Annotated in this window: 14 protein-coding genes and 1 pseudogene; 7 read left to right on the forward strand and 8 right to left on the reverse strand. The window is 43.7% G+C overall.

Features of this window, described 5'->3' with window-relative positions; all coding sequences use genetic code 11:
* Window positions 1-498: 498 nt before the first annotated feature.
* The 8 genes from HUN01_RS33470 to HUN01_RS33505 form a co-directional block, all read right to left on the reverse strand.
* On the reverse strand, window positions 499-1,167 hold the full coding sequence (locus tag HUN01_RS33470; protein WP_181929764.1) for a response regulator transcription factor: 669 nt from the start codon (window positions 1,165-1,167) through the stop codon (window positions 499-501).
* Window positions 1,145-2,749: a sensor histidine kinase gene (locus HUN01_RS33475; RefSeq protein ID WP_181932930.1), complete on the reverse strand. Its 1,605-nt coding sequence runs from the start codon at window positions 2,747-2,749 to the stop codon at window positions 1,145-1,147. Before HUN01_RS33475 ends, HUN01_RS33470 begins: the two co-directional genes overlap by 23 nt.
* A gap of 222 nt (window positions 2,750-2,971) precedes the next feature.
* The gene (locus HUN01_RS33480) at window positions 2,972-5,008 is read right to left on the reverse strand and encodes a serine/threonine-protein kinase (protein WP_181929765.1); all 2,037 of its coding nucleotides are present in this window, start codon (window positions 5,006-5,008) and stop codon (window positions 2,972-2,974) included.
* A gap of 437 nt (window positions 5,009-5,445) precedes the next feature.
* Window positions 5,446-6,510, reverse strand: coding sequence for a serine/threonine-protein kinase (locus HUN01_RS33485; RefSeq protein ID WP_181929766.1), 1,065 nt, complete (start codon window positions 6,508-6,510; stop codon window positions 5,446-5,448).
* Between the two features lie 636 nt (window positions 6,511-7,146).
* The gene (locus HUN01_RS33490) at window positions 7,147-7,707 is read right to left on the reverse strand and encodes a hypothetical protein (RefSeq protein WP_181929767.1); all 561 of its coding nucleotides are present in this window, start codon (window positions 7,705-7,707) and stop codon (window positions 7,147-7,149) included.
* A gap of 141 nt (window positions 7,708-7,848) precedes the next feature.
* Complete coding sequence (locus HUN01_RS33495; protein ID WP_181929768.1) at window positions 7,849-9,072, reverse strand: type II secretion system F family protein; 1,224 nt, start codon at window positions 9,070-9,072, stop codon at window positions 7,849-7,851.
* A gap of 96 nt (window positions 9,073-9,168) precedes the next feature.
* On the reverse strand, window positions 9,169-10,299 hold the full coding sequence (locus tag HUN01_RS33500; protein ID WP_181929769.1) for a type IV pilus twitching motility protein PilT: 1,131 nt from the start codon (window positions 10,297-10,299) through the stop codon (window positions 9,169-9,171).
* A 145-nt stretch (window positions 10,300-10,444) separates the two neighbouring features.
* Window positions 10,445-12,448, reverse strand: a complete 2,004-nt coding sequence (locus HUN01_RS33505; RefSeq protein WP_181929770.1) for a GspE/PulE family protein — start codon at window positions 12,446-12,448, stop codon at window positions 10,445-10,447.
* A 358-nt stretch (window positions 12,449-12,806) separates the two neighbouring features.
* On the opposite strand from HUN01_RS33505, the gene grpE reads away from it, so the two are divergent.
* The 7 genes and pseudogenes from grpE (at window position 12,807) to HUN01_RS33535 (ending at window position 21,647) form a co-directional block, all read left to right on the forward strand.
* A complete protein-coding gene (grpE, locus tag HUN01_RS33510; protein WP_181929771.1) occupies window positions 12,807-13,553 on the forward strand; it encodes a nucleotide exchange factor GrpE in 747 nt (248 codons plus the stop codon).
* A 227-nt stretch (window positions 13,554-13,780) separates the two neighbouring features.
* Window positions 13,781-15,739, forward strand: a complete 1,959-nt coding sequence (gene dnaK, locus HUN01_RS33515; RefSeq protein WP_181929772.1) for a molecular chaperone DnaK — start codon at window positions 13,781-13,783, stop codon at window positions 15,737-15,739.
* A gap of 957 nt (window positions 15,740-16,696) precedes the next feature.
* Window positions 16,697-17,827: a molecular chaperone DnaJ gene (dnaJ, locus tag HUN01_RS33520; protein WP_069070215.1), complete on the forward strand. Its 1,131-nt coding sequence runs from the start codon at window positions 16,697-16,699 to the stop codon at window positions 17,825-17,827.
* Entirely contained in the window at window positions 17,827-18,084 is a 258-nt protein-coding gene (locus HUN01_RS33525) for a sulfurtransferase TusA family protein (RefSeq protein WP_069070283.1), read from the forward strand. The genes dnaJ and HUN01_RS33525 overlap by 1 nt, the downstream gene beginning before the upstream one ends.
* A complete protein-coding gene (gene rsgA, locus HUN01_RS33530) occupies window positions 18,081-19,220 on the forward strand; it encodes a small ribosomal subunit biogenesis GTPase RsgA (RefSeq protein WP_181929773.1) in 1,140 nt (379 codons plus the stop codon). The genes HUN01_RS33525 and rsgA overlap by 4 nt, the downstream gene beginning before the upstream one ends.
* Window positions 19,221-19,257: 37 nt before the next feature.
* Window positions 19,258-19,455 (forward strand): annotated as a pseudogene (locus HUN01_RS35840) (Uma2 family endonuclease); the annotation flags it as partial.
* Between the two features lie 602 nt (window positions 19,456-20,057).
* Window positions 20,058-21,647: a glycoside hydrolase family 57 protein gene (locus tag HUN01_RS33535; protein ID WP_181929774.1), complete on the forward strand. Its 1,590-nt coding sequence runs from the start codon at window positions 20,058-20,060 to the stop codon at window positions 21,645-21,647.
* Window positions 21,648-21,660: the final 13 nt, after the last annotated feature.

The raw sequence follows: 21,660 nt of genomic DNA on the forward strand, positions 1-21,660 counted from the left end.
CTTGATGGCTGAATAATTAGTCAAGAATATTAAGTAACGTATAAAAATTGATTAAATTTAACTTAGATTGTGGAAAAAACTGTGGAAAACTTGATATCTTGCTATTAAAACTTAATTAAGTATAATTACCTTGTGGAAAAGTGCCATAGTTTTTCCACAGGTTTTCCACAGATATAAAGTAGTTTCTGTTAATAATTTTTTCCTCCTGTCTCCTATCTCCTGCCTTTCTTTGTAATTTAATAGTAATGACTCGAAGAATTACAACAAGTCAACTTAGAGGATGTTTTAAAAGTGGTTGGCTGTAATTTTAGGCACTTGTTGATCCCCCCAACCCCCCTTAAAAAGGGGGGCAAAATCTCTAAAAGTCCCCCTTTTTAAGGGGGATTTAGGGGGATCTAAAACGTTTTGCTACCGACCAGAGGACTTTTAAAACATCCTCTTTGGAGATGCGAGACGAAACCAGCGGTTAGCTTTGCCAGCGCATCATCCAGAAAGTTTTCAGGTTCGTAAGCGATAACCCATCCCTCTAACGGTTTCAATGAGGTTACTGCCTAGTTTCTTGCGGAGATAACCGACATATACATCGACAATATTAGAACCTGGATTATAGTCGTAGCCCCAAACGTAATCTAGCAGTTGTTCTCGACTTATCACTTGTCCGGGATGACGACAAAACATTTCCGCCATTGTAAATTCACGAGCAGGTAATTCTACAAAGCGATCGCCTACTTTTACCTGTCGAGTTCGTAAATCAAGCACCACATTACCCGCTTGGAGGAGAAATTCTTGGTCATTTCTCACAGGTCTAGCACTTCGCAAACGCAACTTTACCCGCGCTAGAAGTTCTTCAAATCGGAAGGGTTTGGTGACATAATCATCTGCGCCCCCTTCTAATCCAGCAACTTTATCGTGAATATCACTCCGAGCCGATAGGATAATTACAGGTAAATCTTCTCCCTGTCCCCGCAGTTCTTCGAGTACCTGAAATCCATCTTTTCCAGGTAATCCCAAATCCAAAATTAGTAAGTCAAAGCTTCCACTCTGTGCTATGTCTAGCACATACAACCCATCGGTAACAGTTGTTGTTGTAAAACCTTGCGATCGCAATCCTTTCTCAATAAATGAGGCAATGCGGGGTTCATCTTCAGCGATGAGAATGTTGGCCATAAGCACTCATTTCCTGCGGGGGATCGAGGGGTAAAACGATGGTAAACATCGAACCTTTTCCTAGTTGACTCCGGAGTAACACTTGTCCACCGTGGGCTTCGGCGATCGCTCGGACAATTGACAGTCCCAATCCCGCACCCTCAGAGCGACGACGACTGTTAGAAGTTCGAGCAAAACGTTCAAAAATCCGTTTTTGATCAACAAGGGGAATGCCTTCGCCTGTATCGCGTACCCAGAAACGCACCTTTCCCTTAGCGATCGCACAACCTATGGAGATAGTATCACTCTTTGCTGTATGCTGAGTCGCATTCTGCGCCAGATTAATCACAGCCTCAGTAATTCTTTGGCGGTCAACTATAATCTGACCCCTTGCGATCGCATCTATTTGCCAGTCCCGCTCTGCTAGTGCCTGGGCTTTGACAAATAACTCTTGGGTTAAGTCTGCTACATTCACCGTCGCCAACTGCAAAAAATCTAAGCGTTCTGCCTTCGCCAACAAAATCATGTCATCCACCAGACGGCTCATCCGGTCTAGTTCTCCCATTACCAGCGCCAAAGTTTCCTGTTGCTCTTGGGGGTCATCTCCCATCAGTTCCAGATGTCCGCGAACGATGGTAATAGGAGTCCGCAATTCATGCCCAGCATCGTTGACAAATTCCTGCTGGGTAGTAAAAGCTGCCTCTAATCTGTCCATCATTTCGTTGAATGTCTTTGCCAATTCTGCCAGTTCTCCCTTACCTCGCGCAGGTAAGCGTTGGGTTAAATCTGACTCACTAATTGCATGGGCAGTGGTGGTAATCATTCGTAGGGGAGCTAGCACCCGTCCCGCCGCCAACCACGCCAGAATGAAGGACACCACAAACACTAAACTGGAAACCTCAATAATTACCGAAACTGCTTCTAGAGCTTCTGCGCGTTCACCAACCGCACTATGGGCAACAACGAAGACTCCCTGAGTTTGTCCATTAATTTTAATCGGTTCCACCATGTAAAGGATCTTACTAAGGGCAGGGTCAGAAAATTCTTTTTCTCCCTGTTCTGGTTGAGTTTGTTTTGCCCACCGTTCCATGAGTGGTGAGTCCTTGGCAAGTGGTTTCGGACGCGCTCTAGGGCTAGATTTATAAAATTCACCATCAACAAATGTGATGAAATAAGAGTCATCCTCTGGTAGTCGATATAACAGATAAGCTCTGAAAAGTCTGATCAAATCTTCTTTGGAAGCTGGAGGAGCGATTTGTTTTTTGCCAGCCAGCAACCATTTCAATTGCTCTGGCCCAATCACTATTTCTTCTGGATCGTCCTCAGTGAGTGCATCATCTGGAGCAAAGGTTTCACCTTTAATTAACGCATTGAAAGCCGCCATGTCTTCTACCATATCCTGACGAACTCGCTCATCAATGCGCTGGTCGAGCTTATAGCGAAAGGCGGGAATAGCGATGAGAAATGTTATCCCCAAAATCAGCAAGTACCAGAATAAAATCCGGGTGCGTGCTTCTCCAAATACTTGCTGCCAACCTAAAAACAGTTTCGGTATTGTAATCCCAAACCTGCGATCGCGGCGATGGCTGGTGATGCTGCTCATTTTTACCCCTCCCCACTTGAGACAGTCTATCGCAATTGGGGATTTGTCATTTGTCATTTGTCATTGGTCATTGGTCATTTGTCATTGGTCATTTGTCATTTGTCATTTGTCATTTGTCATTTCTCCCCAATCCCCAATCCCCAGTCCCCAGTCCCCAATCCCCAATCCCCAATCCCCAATCCCCCAGTCCCCAGTCCCCAATCCCCAATCCCCAATCCCCACTCACTGAGATAAACGCCAAATCTTAATAGTATTATCCTCACAACCACTGATAAGGGTTTTGTCATCAGGACTGAAGGTAACGGATGTCACTGTGTTAGTGTGCCCCGCCAATGTGAGAATTTCCTCTCCTGTGGCTGGATTCCAAAGTTTGATGGTGCGATCGCGGCTACCACTAGCAATCATTTTACCATCGGCACTGAAGGCTACGGTTGTGACAGTGTTTACATGTCCCACCAGTGTGCGAATTTCTTTTCCGGTAGCTAGATTCCAAAGTTTAATGGTGCGATCGCGGCTACCACTGGCTAAAGTTTTACCATCTGGACTTATAGCTACTGTTGTTACTGTTTGAGAATTTCCTTCTAGTGTCCGGATTGAGTACCCTTTTATGAGATTCCAGATTTTGATCGTCTTGTCAAAACTGCCACTGGCAAGAATCACGTTATCCTGGCTCATGGCCACTGATCGCACCCAGAATGTATGCCCTACGAGTGTCCGAATTTGCTCTCCTGTTGCTAAATCCCAAATTTTAATGGTGTTATCATCACTACCACTAAGTAGGGTCTGGCTATCAGCGCTGATGGCTAGGGCATGAACTGAGTCAGAGTGCCCTGTTAGAGTACGAATTTGTTTTCCTGTGCCCAAATTCCAAATTTTGATGGTGTTATCATCATTACCGCTGACCAGAGTTTTGCCATCTGGGCTAATTACTACGGCATTTACCTGCTGAGAATAGGTGTTAAATGAAGAGATTGGGCTGCCGGTTGCGAGATTCCAAAGTTTGATTTTGCGATCGTCGCCACTGCTGGCTATGGTTTTGCCATCGGGGCTGATGGCGACGGATAAAACCGAATTTTCATGTCCTTGAAGGGTATTAGCTAAGGAAGCCTTTCCCAAAGTAATATTTAGTGACTGACCTAAAAACGCTTCATCTTTGGTAGAACTATTATGCTGACTCAGCCTAGAGACTAAACTGGTTTGGATGCGGCGAAAATGTTTATACCAAGATTCTTGAAATCCGAACAACAGAATGAAAGCACTTACCAAGATGAAAGTTTTCAGTAAGGGATAACTTTTTGGTAAATATGGAGCTTTCGTTGGTGGTATTTTCCCAGAGGACTTACCCGCTGGTGGTAGTGCGAGGAGTTGTTTTGGAGTCAAGTCTCTGAGAACTTCATCGACTGACTGGTAACGTTCATGGACATCTTTTTTCAAAAGCTTGTCGATGACAAAATCTAACTCAGGATTTAATGGACTCCTTAAATATTCCCGCCAATTACTCACCCAGGCGTACCCAGATTCCATCCACAATTGAAAGGGGGAATTTCCTGTTAGCAGATGAAAGCATGTAGCTCCCAAACCGAACAAATCACTGGCGGGGAAAGCTTTACCATCTCTAATCTGTTCTAGGGGGGAATAACCATGTGAACCAATGGATGTGCCCGATTTCTGCTGGACTTTGGCGGTAAATTGCTTTGAGGAGCCAAAATCAATCAGGTTTAATCGCCCATCACTTTTATTGCGGATAATATTTTCTGGCTTGATATCGCGATGAATGATTTTGCGATCGTGGATAAATTTCAGGATGGGCAGTAAATCTAGCAAAATAGATTGAATTTCTCTAGCATTATATGCCTTGCGTTGTTGCAACTCCTTTAACAAATTTTCTCCATTGACAAACTGCTGCACTAAATATAGGCAGCCATCTTGTTCAAAGTAAGCTAGCAAAGTCGGAATTTGGGGATGTTCCCCAAGGTCTTGTAGTCGCTGCGCTTCTTCAGCAAACAACTCCATCGCCTTTTTTTGCGACCAAGTTCCTTGAAATTTTGGAGCTAATTGCTTGATAACACAGCGTTCATTGAGTTTATCGACATCTTCTGATAGATAGGTTCTCCCAAATCCCCCCTCATCTGAAAGGACTCGGATGACACGGAAGCGATTTCTTAAAAGTGACACCAACGGGGTGCTACAACTTTGACAAAACTTCTTTCCATTGGGATTCAGGGGATTTGGGCAATCGGGATTTAAGCAGCAGATCATGATCTGACAGGCGCGACTGCATGACAACTTAGGCTAAGTTTGCCCCGAAATTTCCCTTAAGAATATTGACTCTCGCTTACTTGTGGTAGAAAACCCTGTTTTGGGGATTGGGGAATTACTTATATAGCTAGCGTTTGTAAATAGTAGTCAGTCTTCCTCATCTGTGGAAAACTACGAGAGCCATAAGATTAATTATTCTATCGATTATATATTAATCTGAATAGAAATATTTTTCTGAACTATTAAACCTAGTAATTTTGCTTGTATATTGGCAAGCGATAACTTACTAAGTATTAAAGATAAACCCTGATTAATTAATCATCACTGACGAGCCAATCTAGTTAAAATGCTTACTAAATTTGTTTTGGCTATTTTAAATTGCCCATGATTAATTATTCATTTGATACTTTAGGTAAAAAAGCTTCAACGGAACTATGCTACCTTGTTTCCTTAAGCCTTGATCTCCATTTCCGAATTGCACTCGCAGTTCTGGCTACAGGTGGCACGTATACATCATAATTTTCGTATGGTGTAATTTCGTGTTGGGTAATACTTTTATTATTTAATTTTTGGGTAGTTAGACAGTTCGCCAAACTCGGCAAATAACTTTCATAACTTAAGGCTTTCATCACTTCTTCAGCGCTCTTAAACCGTTCATCTAACGTAATTTTCACCATTTTTGCTAAAATCTGGGCGAAACTGTCGCTAATATTTAGCTGTTTTTGCCAGCATATCTCACCAGTATTGGGATCGTAGTCAAATTCTAAAGGACTTTTAGCAGTCAACATATAAATACAAGTTACACCCAGTGCATAAATATCACTGGCATAAACTGGACGTAGAGAAAACTGTTCTGGTGGCGCAAATCCTCTAGTCCCGATAAAGTTGGTGTTTGCAGCTTGATTGATAGAGTTTTCACAAGCATTAACTAATTGCTGTTTCACTGCACCAAAATCAATTAGCACTACCCGCCCGTCATACTCACACCGCAATAAATTCTGGGGCTTAATATCGCGATGAATCACATGATGTTTATGAAGATACTGTAATACAGGTAATAATTCTTGCAAAAACTGTTTGACAGAGGCTTCGCTTTTAGGCCCATTTTGCCGCACTTCTCGTGCCAAAGTCAAACCCGGCACATATTCTTGAATTAAAAAAAACTCCCCATTTGCCTGAAAGTAGTCTAGTAGCATGGGAATTTGCGAATGACTACCGAGTTGGCCCAAAGTTCTTGCTTCTTTTTCAAAGCGTGTACACGCTCTTTGCCAACTTTGGGGACTAGTCACTTTTGGAGAAAGTTGTTTAATGACACACAGGGGATTCCCTGGTAATACGGCATTTTTGGCTAAAAACGTGATGCCAAAACCACCTCTACCCAAAATTTGCAGTATTTCATAGCGATCGCGAAATAGACGTTTAGAACCACACATCTGACCCAACTGAGTTTGTTGTGAAATGCTCTCTTGAGAATTCGTTATTTTCTGAGAAAAACGATTCATTAGTATAAAATATCTGCTCTGAAATGTCTCTAATTCTACGACAATTATTTGTTGGCAACAGTAAGATTACTGAAACTTTGCCAAATCCTCATTACTCTCCTATTAAAAATTCAAAAAGTAAAAATAAATTTTTGTATAACTAAGTAAGTCGGCAAGGATAAATCAAACTATGTTATTTTATTGAAATACACGTAGGGTGTGAAAGAGTTGCGTAACACACCGTCCAAAGCTTTGGTGCGTTAGGACTTTGTTCTAACGCACCCTATGTATACTTAAATTTTTTCAAATATAAAATCCTATTGCTATAAATAAAAATATTAATATTTGCTTGTAGTGATGGCTTCAGCCATCACTACAAACCTTGAATTCAAGGTATTTGTGACTCTTTTATGTCGCTGTCTTTAAGTCTGCCACTGTACTGCTAGAGTGCAGATTCAATACTTGTGTCCAAAGTTCAATTTTGTACTTAAGTACTAATATGTCTTTTAATACAAAATTGGTATAAGACTCATATTTGATTCCTGAAAAAACCCAGTACAACTAAGAAGCCTTCTTGACTGTTGCCTATTGCCTATTGCCTACCTAGCAAATTAGTTCAGAAATCAAAGCGAATTCCTATATAATTCCTAACTTTTTCTAAGCTGGTGGAATTTCTGGAGAGAAAATATCTGTGAAATTTTCCTCAAGTAGCAAATCTGGTGTTTGGATAATAAATGGGAGTTCGGCTCCCACAAGGCCCCTTTGGATGCGTTCTAAAGTCTCACTAAAAACGACAAACAAAGGATATATGGTATTCGCTCCCTCACTCAAAATATGACTGTGCCGGAGAGGCATCAGCCACTCATAATCATTATCGAGGAAAACTTGGGTTTGTCGCCAACGTCCCAACAAATCAGAAAAGTCTTCGTGAGCACGATGAATAAAAACTAAAATTTCGGCTCCAGTTTTGATTTTCCACTCAGGATCGCACATCAAAATTGCTACATCACAGGGTAAGCAAATCGTTTGTGGGGCTGTTGTAGCAGTGTTGCGAAGCCGAACAATTGGCAAGGGGATAGTGATGACACTTTCATCAGGACGGCGCAGACTGGGAATCATCTCCAAGTATGGCCGATATTGCTTTAGTAAGGCGATCGCAGCTAGATGATTGCTGTACTCTGCCAAACTCGCTTCGTACTGAGATTTTTGCACAGTCATAGTTTATTAAATAGTTCGGAGTGAGGAGTTTGGAGTTTGGAGTTAAGAGTTAAGAATAAAATTAATCAGTTAAGAGTTAAAAGTTAGGAATGAAAAATTTAATTCCTAACTCAGGACTTATAACTCCTAACTATTAATCTTTTATCCCAGCTTTTCAAATACCGCAAACATCGGTAGATACATCGCTAACAAAATGGTTCCAACCATTCCCCCTAAAACTACAATCATCACTGGTTCTAAAATACTAGTCATTGCTTTTACGGCTTGCTCAACTTCATCTTCATAAAAATCAGCAACTTTCATCAACATGGCATCTAATTCTCCAGTTTCTTCTCCGATACTAATCATCTGAATTGCCATAGCCGGAAAAACAGCATCTTTTTGTAAAGCAAGGCTAATCATTCCTCCTTGTTGAATCTCCATGCGGGCTGCATCTATGGCATTGGCAATTACTTGGTTTCCTGATGTATCTCGGACAATTTCCAAACAAGTTAAAATTGGTACACCTGAACGAGTCAAAGAACCAAAAGTCCGGCTAAAGCGGGCAACTGAAGATTTTTGAATTAAGTCACCAAATAATGGCATCTTGAGGGAAAAACGATCAATTGTGATGCGGCCAACAGGAGTTTTACCGTATTGTGTAAAGGCAAATTTCAGTCCTATAAGAGCAGCAAGCAGGACGATAGCACCCGGACTTCTCAAAAACTTACTCGCATCCATCAAGAATTGCGTTAGAGGTGGTAATGTTATTCCAAGTTGTGTAAAAATTGTGGCAAAAATTGGAATAAGAAAAATGGTCATACCGAGAAAGATAGCAACTGCGATAAAACCTACGACCGTTGGATAAGACAGTGCTGATTTAATTTGATTTTGTAAACGGGCAACATCTTCTAACAACTTGGCTAAACGATTTAATACTTCGTCTAGAACACCACCAACTTCGCCAGCTTGAATCATGCTCACATATAATCCATCAAAACAGTCAGGATGCTTCCGCATTGCCTCTGAAAGATTCATTCCGCTTTGAACATCGGTACTAATTTCTACAAGGGCTTGTTTCAATTTAGTATTACTACACTGTTCAGAAAGCACCCCTAGACTTCTAACGATCGCAACTCCCGCATTCATCAAAACGGCAAATTGACGCGAAAAAACGGCTTTGTCTTTCACAGAAACCTTCACTAAGGAATTCTGGAATTTTTTGAAGGCAACATCTGGCTGAAATCCTTGAGATTGCTTGAGCTCTTGGATTACAAAACCTTGATCTCTGAGATTAGTACGAGCTTGCGTCAAGGATTCTGCAACAATTTTTTCTGTTCGGGATTTTCCTTGAGAATCCCGAACACGGGCAACGTAGTTTGGCATAAATTAATTTTTTCAAAATAGTTGTTATTTATTGGGCATGGGGCATAAGAGGCAGAGGGGAAAAACTTACTGCAACTTCTCCCCTGCTCTCCCTCATTAATGCGCTTTGGCAGTCGCACCGGGTTTCGCACCTGCGGCAGCTCCTTGCGGTGTAGAATTACCAATGAGACGTTGAATTTCATCTGGCTTAGAAGTTTTAGACATCGCCGCTTCAAAAGAAATCGTTCCTGCTTTGTAAAAATCGGCTAAAACCTTCTCCAGAGTTTGCATTCCCAATTTGCCGCCAGTTTGAATAGCTGAGTAAATTTGAGATGTTTTGCCTTCTCGAATCAAGTTAGAAATAGCAGGAGTAACAATCAGAATTTCTTGAGCCATCACCCGGCCATATTCATTGGGTTTAGGGTTTTTCTTAGACACCAAGGTTTGGCTAAATACCGCCACTAAGGAGTTAGACAACTGCACCCGCACTTGGGTTTGTCTTTCATGAGGGAAAACGTCAATAATCCGGTCAACTGTCTGTGCAGCAGAACTGGTGTGTAGCGTCCCAAATACCAAGTGTCCTGTTTCCGCAGCAGAAATTGCCAAAGAAATCGTTTCCAAATCGCGCATTTCTCCCACCAGAACGATGTCTGGGTCTTCCCGCAAAGCTGCTTTCAAAGCATTAGCAAAGCTCTTAGTATCTTCCCCCAGTTGCCGCTGGTGAACCAAGCTTTTTATTGGTTCGTAGACAAATTCAATTGGGTCTTCCACCGTCAAAATATGCTCTGCCTTGGTGCGGTTAATCAAGTCAATCATTGCCGCTAGGGTAGTTGTCTTACCTGAACCTGTAGGGCCTGTTACCAGAATTAGCCCTCTGGGCTTATCTGTCATTTCCCGCACGATATCTGGCAAACCTAATTTTTCAAAGTTAGGAATCTTAGAACTTAATGCCCGTAAGCAAGCAGCATAAGAACCACGTTCTTTATAGACATTGACCCGGAAGCGAGCTAAACCCTTAACACCATAAGAACAATCCAACTCCCAGTTTTGCTCTAGAGTTTTACGCTGGGTGTTATTGAGCATACTAAAAATCAGCCTTTGACATTGATCGGCTGTCAATACATCCTCACCTATGGGAGTGAGTTTGCCACTGATCCGGAAATAGGGAGGCAAACCTGCGGATAAATGCATATCCGAGCCACCCAATTCAATCAGCTGCTCCATCAAGTCTTCAATCATCATTTCCATAGTTATGCTTCCTCTTAATGTTTGTTATTTGTTATTTGTCTTTGTCCTTTGTCAGTTGTCAGTTGTCCTTTGTCATTTGTTTAAATTTACTAAGCATCGACTTAATGACCAATGACTAATGACCAATGACTAATGACTATTAGTCTTAAAACCGAGGTGTCATACAGTAAGGACAATCCAGCCATTCTTGTTTCAATGTGGCATCGCAACTCCGACAGGTAAGACCAGTCTTGCGTTTGGCTTTTAACTCAGCTTCCAAACCAGTATCGGTAAACGTCACCCGTTCTACTTCTTCTAGAGTTGTGGAACCTTCACGCACTAAGTCCAAACTGTAAGCCAGTAAGGTTTTCATGCCCTCTTCTATTGCCACTTCCTTGATGCGTTCCGTGGGTGCATCTTCGTTGATGAGAGTTTGCAGGTTTTCGGTGACTCGCATAACTTCATAAACACCACAACGCCCTTTGTAGCCGATACCATTACATTTTGAGCAAAGTTGATTTTTGGCTTTGGCATCTGCGATCGCATCTAATGTCAAGGTGTTAGCTTTGTAGAAGGTGACTCCCACATCAGAGGAAGCTGATAGACCATAACGAGCTAGTTCCTCGGTTGTAGGAGTGTAAGGAATGCGACATTCAGAACATACACGCCGCACCAGACGTTGAGCGAGAACGCCAATTAGGGAACTAGAAACCATAAAAGGCTCAATCCCCATTTCTCCCAAACGAGCGATCGCACCTGGGGCATCATTGGTATGTAAGGTAGTTAATACTAAGTGACCGGTCAAGGCAGCCTCAATTGCTGTTTTTGCCGTTTCTTTATCCCGCGTTTCACCCACCAGTAGCACATCTGGATCTTGTCGCAAGAAAGCCCGCAACGCAGTCGCAAAATCTAGCCCTTTTTCCCGAATCACCTGTACTTGAGTAATCCCTGGAAGGCTGTACTCAATTGGGTCTTCCACAGTACTGATATTAATTCCAGGATCATTCTTTTCTGAGAGTGCAGAATATAGCGAGGTCGTTTTCCCAGAACCAGTTGGCCCAGTTACTAAAATTAGCCCAAAGGGACGGCTAACCATATCCTGAACAATATGTAAAGTCTCTGGATCGGTAATTAACTTGTCTAATCCTAGTTGGGTGGAGGAGTTATCCAAAATCCGCAGTACCACCTTTTCCCCGTAGCGACTGGGTAAGGTATTCACCCGGAAATCCACTTTGCGTCCCTCAAACATCCGCCGGATGCGTCCATCCTGGGGTAGACGGCGTTCAGCAATGTCTAGATTGGAGATGATCTTAAATCGGGCTGTCACCGCTGGGATGATTTTTTTCGGTAGGGGATCAAAAGCTTCACGCAATACGCCATCCTTGCGAAAGCGAATGCGTAAGTTTTCTTCTTGCGGTTCTATATGAATATCAGAAACGCCCTCATGCAAAGCTTTAGCCAGGATTCTGTTAACTAAGTTGATGACTGGGGCATCCTCTGCACCCTTCATCGCTGCCCCTAGATCAGCCTCCATTTCTTCAGGAGCATCTGCAAGATCGAGATTTCCGAGGTTTTCTAAATCCTGATTAATATCTGTAAACTTTTCTTGTTCCAGGTGCTTCTGCTTAACAGCCATTTCATCCAGATATTGGTTGATTAGCTGTTGATAGTCTTCCTGGGTAATCACCATGCGCTGCAACGCCAAGCCTTGGGGGCGCAAAATGCGGTTCAGGTCATCGGAAGCCTCTAGATTATCTGGAGCGACCATCGCCACTAAAACTGAGGGTGGGGTTTGGTCTTCGTGTTTCGAGAGTGGTACTAAACGATGACGACGACAGATATCCACTGGGATGAGGGTTTCAATCAGGTTCCCCATCATCGTGTTGCCAACGGAGTTGACTTCCGGATCAAGGAATTCAACTCCGTATAGTATTTTCAGTTCAAATAGCTGTTGTTTTTTGTATTGCCTAAGCAACTCAGGCGATAGTTGTTGCCCAGTGATTGACTCTAAGACTTCCGTTAAGGGTCTGCCAGATTTGCGGCTTTCAATTAATGCCTGCCTCATCTGTTCGGTATTGACATAGCCAGATTGCACTAGCTTGTTGCCAAAGGGCGAAAACTCTGTTCTGGTAGTTAGAGCGGTACTGCGCCGTTGTGGTGACGAGTTCATAAATGAGCGAATGAGTAGGGAAACCTCTGCTTAAAGTATTCCCAGGCTGTGAGACAGAATTCTCATTTGCCAAAAAAGTCCTGAGTCATAACTCAATACAGTTCAGATAAGACCAAAACACTTGTAGAGACGGCGATTTATCGCGTCTCGAAAACTTGCTTTTAAAGGTACTCGTTCGGGTTCCCGCCTTAGTGGCGTCTGGGCTAACGTGTTCACCATTTGTCACAATAAGATGACGGTTATATCAGTTCCAGGAACTTGTCGGCAACAAAATCAGCCTCAGCGGCACGTCGTGGATGACGACGGTTGCAAGCTGTGGAGATACACTGCCATAAATAGGATCTGGAATGAGTAGATAATGATGGATGAAAATAAACAGATAAACAATACAAGCCAGCAATTGGGTGAACCAACAGAGGTAAAGCAAGCAATGAAGAGTGACTCCCCAGCCCAAATTAATTTCAATGAATCTGGAAGCGAGGTGACAGAGCAAGTGGCAGCCCAAACAAATATATCAGGCGATACTGCTGTCAATTCCGAAAATAGCGTCGCTGCAACTGAGAAAACTGAAGTGGAAACAGCAGCTTTGGCAGAACTAACTCAACAAATCGAGTCCGTCAAAACGCAACTAGAGGAGCGTAGTACTCAATATATGCGGATTGCCGCTGATTTTGAGAATTACCGGAAACGCACTAGCAAAGAAAAAGAAGACCTAGAGTTGCAGGTGAAGCGGAACACGATTTTGGAATTGCTGCCAATAGTCGATAATTTTGAGCGGGCGCGATCGCACCTGAAACCTCAATCTGATGGCGAAATGACCATGCACAAAAGTTACCAAGGCGTTTACAAACAATTAGTAGATAGCCTGAAGCGCTTGGGTGTATCACCAATGCGTCCTGAAGGTCAAGAATTTGATCCTAACTTGCATGAAGCAGTAATGCGGGAACCTACGGATGAACATCCTGAAGGAACAGTGTTAGAAGAGTTAGTGCGCGGATACTTCTTAGGCGATCGCGTGCTACGCCATGCAATGGTCAAGGTAGCTGCTCCCAAGGAAGATAGCCCTGCGGCATCAGAAGATCAGTCGAGTTCAGCCAACAGTTAAGCTGTAATCGCTCGCCTCGCTGACCTCAAGTGCCTGGGTTCTAGCAAGGACGAGCATCGCGTACCTATACAAGGACAAGGCTTTGGATAACTCTCTGTGTTTCACCTTCTCTCTTGCTACCAGCAACAGGGATTGCACAGACGTTATCCGCTAGCCTTTGTTTGGAGCAAAAAAAGTTAGTCCGCGACACATTACAGCAGAAAGACTCAGTAAAAATACTGTCAAATATGGGAAAAGTTATTGGGATCGACTTAGGCACTACTAACAGTTGCGTCGCAGTTTTGGAGGGTGGTCAACCACTTGTGATCTCCAATTCTGAAGGTGGACGAACTACTCCAAGTATTGTGGGATTTGGGAAGAGTGGCGATCGCTTGGTTGGTCAATTGGCAAAGCGCCAAGCCGTAACCAATGCTGAAAACACAATTTACAGTATTAAACGATTTATCGGGCGACGTTGGGAAGACACTGAAATAGAACGCGATCGCGTCCCCTACAACTGTGTCAAAGGTCGAGATGATACCGTTGATGTCCAAATTCGCTCAAAAAACTACACGCCACAAGAACTATCTGCCATGATCCTGCAAAAGCTGAAGCAGGATGCAGAAAATTTCTTGGGTGAGGAAGTCACTCAGGCAGTGATCACCGTACCAGCATATTTTACAGATGCTCAAAGACAAGCAACTAAAGATGCTGGCACGATTGCAGGTTTAGAAGTCCTGCGAATCATCAATGAACCAACAGCTGCGGCTTTAGCTTTCGGATTAGAAAAGCAAGACCAAGAGCAGCTAATTTTAGTATTTGACTTGGGAGGCGGTACCTTCGACGTATCGATCCTGCAACTTGGGGATGGCGTTTTTGAAGTTAAAGCGACTTGTGGTAACAACCACTTGGGTGGAGACGACTTTGATAATGCGATCGTCCTTTGGATGATGGAACGCTTTCAGGAACAAGAGAAAATCGACCTTTCCAAAGACAAGATGGCATTGCAACGTCTGCGGGAAGCAGCGGAAAAGGCAAAAATTGAACTCTCCAGTATGGTAAGTACTTCTATCAACTTGCCATTTATCACAGCTGATGACGGCGGGCCAAAGCATCTGGAGATGGAACTCAGCCGCTCTAAATTTGAAGAACTCGCAGGGAAATTGATTGAAGCGACCATCGAACCGATGATCCAAGCGCTCAAAGATGCGGATCTTAAACCATCAGCCATAGATCGGATTATTTTGGTAGGTGGTTCTACGCGTATTCCCGCAGTCCAAAATGCCCTGATTAAGTTTTTCAACGGCAAAGCTCCTGATCGCTCCATCAACCCTGACGAAGCTGTAGCATTAGGAGCGGCTATCCAAGCAGGTGTATTGGGTGGCGAAGTCGATAATCTCTTACTATTGGATGTCACCCCTCTATCTTTGGGAATTGAAACCTTGGGTGAAGTATTCACCAAAATTATTGAGCGCAACACCACAATTCCTACGAGTAGATCACAAGTTTTTTCCACAGCGGTTGATGGGCAAACCTCTGTAGAAATTCATATCCTCCAAGGTGAACGGGCAATGTCACGAGATAACAAGAGTCTCGGCAAATTTCTGCTAGCAGGAATTCCCCCATCGCCGCGTGGTGTACCGCAAATTGAAGTATCCTTTGAAATCGATGTTAATGGCATCCTGAAGGTTTCTGCCCAAGACAAAGGTACTGGTAGAGAACAGAGTATTAGGATTACCAATACAGGTGGCTTGAGTACCAACGAAGTCGAACGGATGCGCCAAGAAGCCGAACTGTTTTCCGAAGAAGATAGAAGACGTAAAGAACTGGTTGAACTCAAAAACCAAGCAGATAATCTGTTGTTCAGCTATGAATCCACCATCAAGGATAATAGCAACTTTATCGGCGACCAGATGAAAACCTTGGCTAGTGAAAAAGTTTCACAACTCCAAGCTGCAATGATTGACTCCAGCATTTCCACAGTGGAATTTAAGCAGCGCTTAGACGACTTCCAACAAACCCTATTTGCAATTGGTGCTGATGTTTACAATCGAGCTAACAGCCAAACTGATGAGATTGAGGGGGGTTCATCTGGTCACTTTACCCCAGAAGTAGACTCACCAATGAATGGGACACTAATACCACAATTCAATTTTGATTTTGACGAAGAAAGTACTGCACAAGCTGATTATGAGGCGATAGATTAAGGGTTGGGAATTGGGCATGGGGCATTGGGCATTGGGCATTGGTGGAGAGGGGAAAATTCTTCTCCCTTCCTCCCTGCTTCTTCCCCAATCCCCTAGGTTGCAAATTTTCATTAAGACATTTTAATATATCCCTCTTCTGTCACTTTCCGGGAAAGTGATCGCTAGAAGCCTCATGAGGCAATCAATACAAGCTATACTATTAGAAAAAAATAGGACTTGTATTTGTTATTAGAAAATAATCGCGCAATCGCTTGTTATACAAAAGCTCTAGATTTTAGAAAAGGCAAATGTTTTCGGAGAGTGACAGAAGAGGGATATAGCCGTAGTCACACAGATTAGGACAGTGTAGATTGTTCAAAGTCTTGAAACAACTAGGTTTTTACTCAGCACTCAGCACTGGCTCAACGCCCCGCTATCCATGTACAGCACTCAGCACTCAGCACTTAGCTATATCTAAATATTTAGCGAAGTTTCACAAGACCCCAGCGGTTTGCTAGATTGTAGAAGCAAATTACTTTGAGCTAGGCAGTGTGCCAGTTCAAATGCATAAGGGTGGTTTTCCACACCTAATGGTGCGGCTAGCCCCTCTGGTTGATGGGCGGGGTTTTCCTCTCCTAAGTAGCACAATTGTAAAAGAGACAGCCGACTCGGCAGTGAGAAGTCTGAGCAGAGGCTTCCCCTGTTCCTAACTTCTATAGCTTTTGTCGTCTCCCACGAGGAAAGCACCTGTTGCTCAAGATTTGTCGGTGATTTTTGTAAAAGGTAAAGGGTAAAATCAGTTATTAACAAAAATTAATTTTATCTTCTGCCTAAACTCCGGCAAGCTTCCCTTTAAAGGATATTGTGTTGCTCTTACATATTTTGTAAAGCAAAACGCCTTCCCGTAAAGTAGCAAGCGACCGTGAGTGACGTTCTACTGACTTCTGCTTTCTTCCTTCTAACTTTTACCTTTGCTATATGGCCCGCGACTATTATGAAATCCTGGGTGTCTCTCGTGACACCGACAAAGAAGAAATCAAACAAGCCTATCGCCGTTTAGCCCGGAAGTATCACCCAGATGTGAACAAAGAACCGGGGGCGGAGGATCGCTTTAAAGAAATTAACCGCGCTTATGAGGTACTCTCGGAACCCGAAACCCGCGCTCGTTACGATCGCTTTGGTCCAGAGGGTGTGTCGGGTGCTGCTGGCTCGGGCTTTCAAGATGTCGGCGATATGGGTGGTTTTGCCGATATCTTTGAAAGCATTTTTAGTGGCTTTGCTGGCGGTATGGGTAATCCCACGCAACAAAGACGGCGCAGTGGGCCTGCGAGGGGCGATGACCTGCGGCTAGACCTGAAGTTAGACTTTCGGGAAGCGGTATTTGGTGGCGAAAAAGAAATTCGCATTTCACATTTAGAAAATTGTGAAGTCTGTAGCGGTTCTGGTGCTAAACCTGGAACCCGCCCTCGGACTTGTTCAACTTGTAGCGGTTCTGGTCAAGTCCGCCGTGTCACGAGAACACCCTTTGGCAGTTTCACCCAAGTCTCGACTTGTCCCACCTGTAATGGCACTGGGATGGTCATTGAAGATAAGTGTGATGCCTGTGATGGTAAGGGCGCAAATCAAGTCACAAAGAAACTCAAAATTACCATTCCGGCTGGGGTGGATAATGGCACACGCTTACGGATTTCTAGTGAAGGAGATTCCGGTCAGCGCGGCGGCCCTCCTGGGGATTTGTATGTGTACTTGTTCGTCAATGAGGACGAAGAATTCCAACGGGATGGGATTAATATTCTCTCGGAAATCAAAGTTAGCTACCTGCAAGCAATTTTAGGTTGTCGGTTAGAGGTAGATACGGTAGATGGCCCAGTGGAACTGATCATTCCAGCGGGAACTCAGCCGAATACGGTGATGAAGCTGGAAAATCGTGGCGTACCCCGCTTGGGTAATCCCGTCAGTCGTGGGGATCACATGCTGAACGTATTAATTGATATTCCCAATAAAGTCACCCCAGAGGAGAGGGAACTGTTGGAGAAGCTGGCTAAAATTAAGGGGGATCGCACTGGTAAAGGCGGTCTAGAAGGATTCTTGGGAAATTTATTTAAGTGATGAAGCCCTCTTCTGTTTCAACTCCCGATGCTCAACTTGATTTACGCGGCACCCCTTGCCCAATTAATTTTGTGCGGACAAAATTACGTCTGGAAAAAATGCCATTGGGAGGTTTGCTAGAAGTCTGGCTTGACCCTGGTGAGCCGATTGAGCAGGTTCCCGATAGTCTGACAATGGCAGGTTATCAGGTGGAACAAATTACAGATTGTGCTGGTTATTTTTCTCTGTTAGTGCGCCGTCCACTTGCTGGCCAATGACAGGGGAAAATTTTGCCGTAACTGGACAGTTATTGGGTACGGTGGTCGCTGTACAGGCTAATTTTTACCGAGTACAGCTGGATCAAGAGGATGGGGAGCAGAAGAGTAGGGGAGCAGAGGAGAAACTGAATTTAAATGCCCCTCTGCCCCTCTGCCCCTCTGCCCCCTTGCCTCCCCTGCTTCTCTGTACTCGGCGAACACGTCTGAAAAAAATCGGACAACAGGTGATGGTAGGCGATCGCGTTGTGGTAGAAGAACCAGATTGGGCTGGGGGAAGGGGTGCGATCGCTGATGTTCTAGCCCGTCAAAGCGAATTAGATCGTCCGGCGATCGCCAATGTAAACCAAATTCTATTAGTATTTGCTGTTGCTGATCCACCTTTGGAACCTTATCAACTGAGTCGGTTTCTTATTAAAGCTGAGTCTACTGGTTTAGATGTCCTTTTATGTTTGAATAAAAGTGATTTAGTTTCATTGCAGGAACAGCAACAAGTTAGCGATCGCCTGCTCGGTTGGGGCTATGAACCAATATTTATCAGTGTTAAAGATGGTATTAATACTGACCAAGCAGCCAAATACCTGAGCAATAAAATTACTGTAATCGCTGGGCCTTCCGGCGTTGGCAAATCCAGCCTGATTAATACGCTAATTGACTCTGCCAAGCTGCGAGTTGGAGAAGTTTCTGGAAAATTAGCTCGTGGTCGTCATACCACTCGCCATATAGAATTATTTGAGTTGCCTAGCGGTGGTTTGCTGGCAGACACTCCCGGTTTTAATCAGCCGGATATGGATTGTATCCCAGAAGAATTAATCCACTATTTCCCAGAAGCCAGAAAGCGGTTAGCAGTTGCTAGCTGTCGGTTTAGTGATTGTCTGCATCGAGACGAGCCTGAATGTGTGGTGCGGGGAAACTGGGAACGATATGAACATTATTTAGAATTTTTGGATACTGCGATCGCTCATCAAACACAGCTACATCAACAAGCCGATCCAGAATCCACCATGAAGTTAAAAAGCAAAAGTAAAGGCAAAGGGCAGAGTCAATACGAACCCAAACTAGAAAGTAAAAAATATCGCCGGATTTCCCGAAAGACTCAGTTACAAGACTTGCAGGATTTATATCGGGATGAAGAATAAGGAGTGCAATTTCTACGATGGGCTGTTCGGTGTAGCACGAGAAGCCAAGCTAAAACTATACTCATCTACAGGAGTCCAAGAATATTGGATTGCAAATTAGCAATTACAGCGGCTAGAAGTTTATCGCCGAGAAGCTGCTCAATTAAAACTGATCGCAACCTTGCTGGCTGATGACGAAATCACATCACCGCTGTTACCAGGTTTCGGCGTTCGAGTTCAGCGTTTTTTTATATAATTCTGGTGTAGGCGTAGCCAGCAGTAAGCATCGCTCATTAAACTCAGCAGCACCAACTAGCTAGGCAAAGGTCAGAGTCAGTACAAACCAAAGTTAGAAAGTAAAAAATACTGCCAAATTTTTCAGAAGACTCAGTTATAAATGACGTTTTTTTTTAACCAACGTGAGTCTCCTATAGAAGCACACGTTAAGCCAGAATATTGCCGAGAGAAGAAGCAAACCCGCAATTGAGTAAGTCGGCGATCAAAATTCAATGTATGTGAAGAAATATAAACTTGAAGTAGGGTGTGTTACGCCGTAGGCTAATGCACCTTGAATTGTTGAGGCGAGTTAGGTGAAAAATTGACAGAACGCTTACGAGCCAAAGGTCTTGAACCAGAGTAAATATTTTCAGTGCAGAATTATACAATAAACAAATAGGCAGATCTTACAACTAGTTAACAACAAAAGGCGGTGGAGGCATAACAAATGTTGTACCCTCACAAGCACTGTAATTAACTCAATTGAAAACTATTCTTACGATCCCCATAAAGTCTTAAAATATTGTTAATTTCAGCCAAACCTCTCGACCTTCAACTTACAAGTATCACCCCAAAATCACTATGGCTATCGGCTACGTCGCACTTGTACTCCACGCACATCTACCCTTCGTTCGTCACCCGGAAAGTGACTACGTGCTGGAGGAAGAATGGCTCTATGAAGCCATCACAGAAACCTACATCCCCTTATTGAAAGTATTTGAAGGCTTAAAGCGAGACGGTATCGACTTTAAAATCACGATGAGTATGACACCCCCTTTAGTGTCAATGCTTCGCGATCCTTTGCTTCAAGAACGCTACGAAGCACACTTAGCTCAACTAGAAGAACTTATAGCACTAGAAGCAGAACATAATGTCAACAACGGACATCTTCGTTATTTAGCCGAACATTACGCGACTGAGTTCAGCGAAGCGCGTCAGCTATGGGAACGCTACGGCGGGGACTTGGTGACAGCTTTTAAGAAGTTCCAAGACAGTAATAACCTGGAAATTATTACTTGCGGTGCTACCCACGGATATTTACCGTTGATGAAAATGTATCCACAAGCAGTGTGGGCGCAAATTCAGGTAGCCTGCGAACATTATGAGCAAACCTTTGGACAAGCACCCAGAGGCATTTGGTTGCCTGAATGTGCCTACTACGAAGGTTTAGACCGGATGCTAGCTGATGCTGGGTTACGCTACTTCCTCACTGATGGGCATGGAATCCTTTATGCCCGTCCTCGTCCCCGCTTTGGCACTTATGCCCCCATTTATACAGAAACTGGTGTTGCTGTATTTGGTCGAGATCATGAATCTTCCCAACAGGTATGGTCTTCTGAGGTGGGCTATCCTGGGGCGGCGGAATATCGGGAATTTTACAAAGATTTGGGCTGGGAAGCAGAATATGAGTATATTAAGCCCTATATTATGCCCAATGGTCAGCGGAAAAATACGGGTATTAAGTATCATAAAATTACTGGGCGTGGCTTAGGGCTGTCAGATAAGGCACTTTACGATCCGTATTGGGCTAGGGAAAAGGCCGCAGAACACGCTGCTAATTTTATGTATAATCGAGAGCAGCAATCTGAGCATCTCTATGGGATAATGCAGCGTCCGCCAATTATCGTTTCGCCTTATGACGCAGAGTTGTTTGGACATTGGTGGTATGAAGGCCCTTGGTTTATCGATTACCTATTCCGCAAGTCGTGGCATGACCAAGGAACATATCAAATGACCCATTTAGCAGACTATTTGCGAGAACAGCCAACGCAACAAGTCTGTCGTCCTTCGCAGTCAAGCTGGGGTTTCAAGGGTTTCCATGAGTATTGGTTGAATGAAACGAATGCGTGGATTTATCCGCATTTGCACAAAGCTGCTGAACGGATGATTGAAATTTCGCACCTAGAACCAGAGGATGAGTTGGGGGAAAAAGCATTGAACCAAGCGGCGCGGGAATTGTTATTAGCACAATCTTCTGACTGGGCTTTTATTATGCGGACGGGAACGATGGTACCCTATGCAGTTAGACGGACGCGATCGCACCTAATGCGGTTCAATAAGCTCTATGAAGATGTTAAAGTCGGCAAAATTGACAGTGGTTGGCTGGAAAAAGTCGAGTTAATGGATAATATCTTCCCCGAAATCAACTATCGCGTCTACCGTCCGTTGTAGTCTTACAAAAAAT

Origin of the sequence: Nostoc edaphicum CCNP1411 (genome assembly GCF_014023275.1) — a bacterium.
Taxonomy (GTDB): Bacteria; Cyanobacteriota; Cyanobacteriia; order Cyanobacteriales; family Nostocaceae; genus Nostoc; species Nostoc edaphicum_A.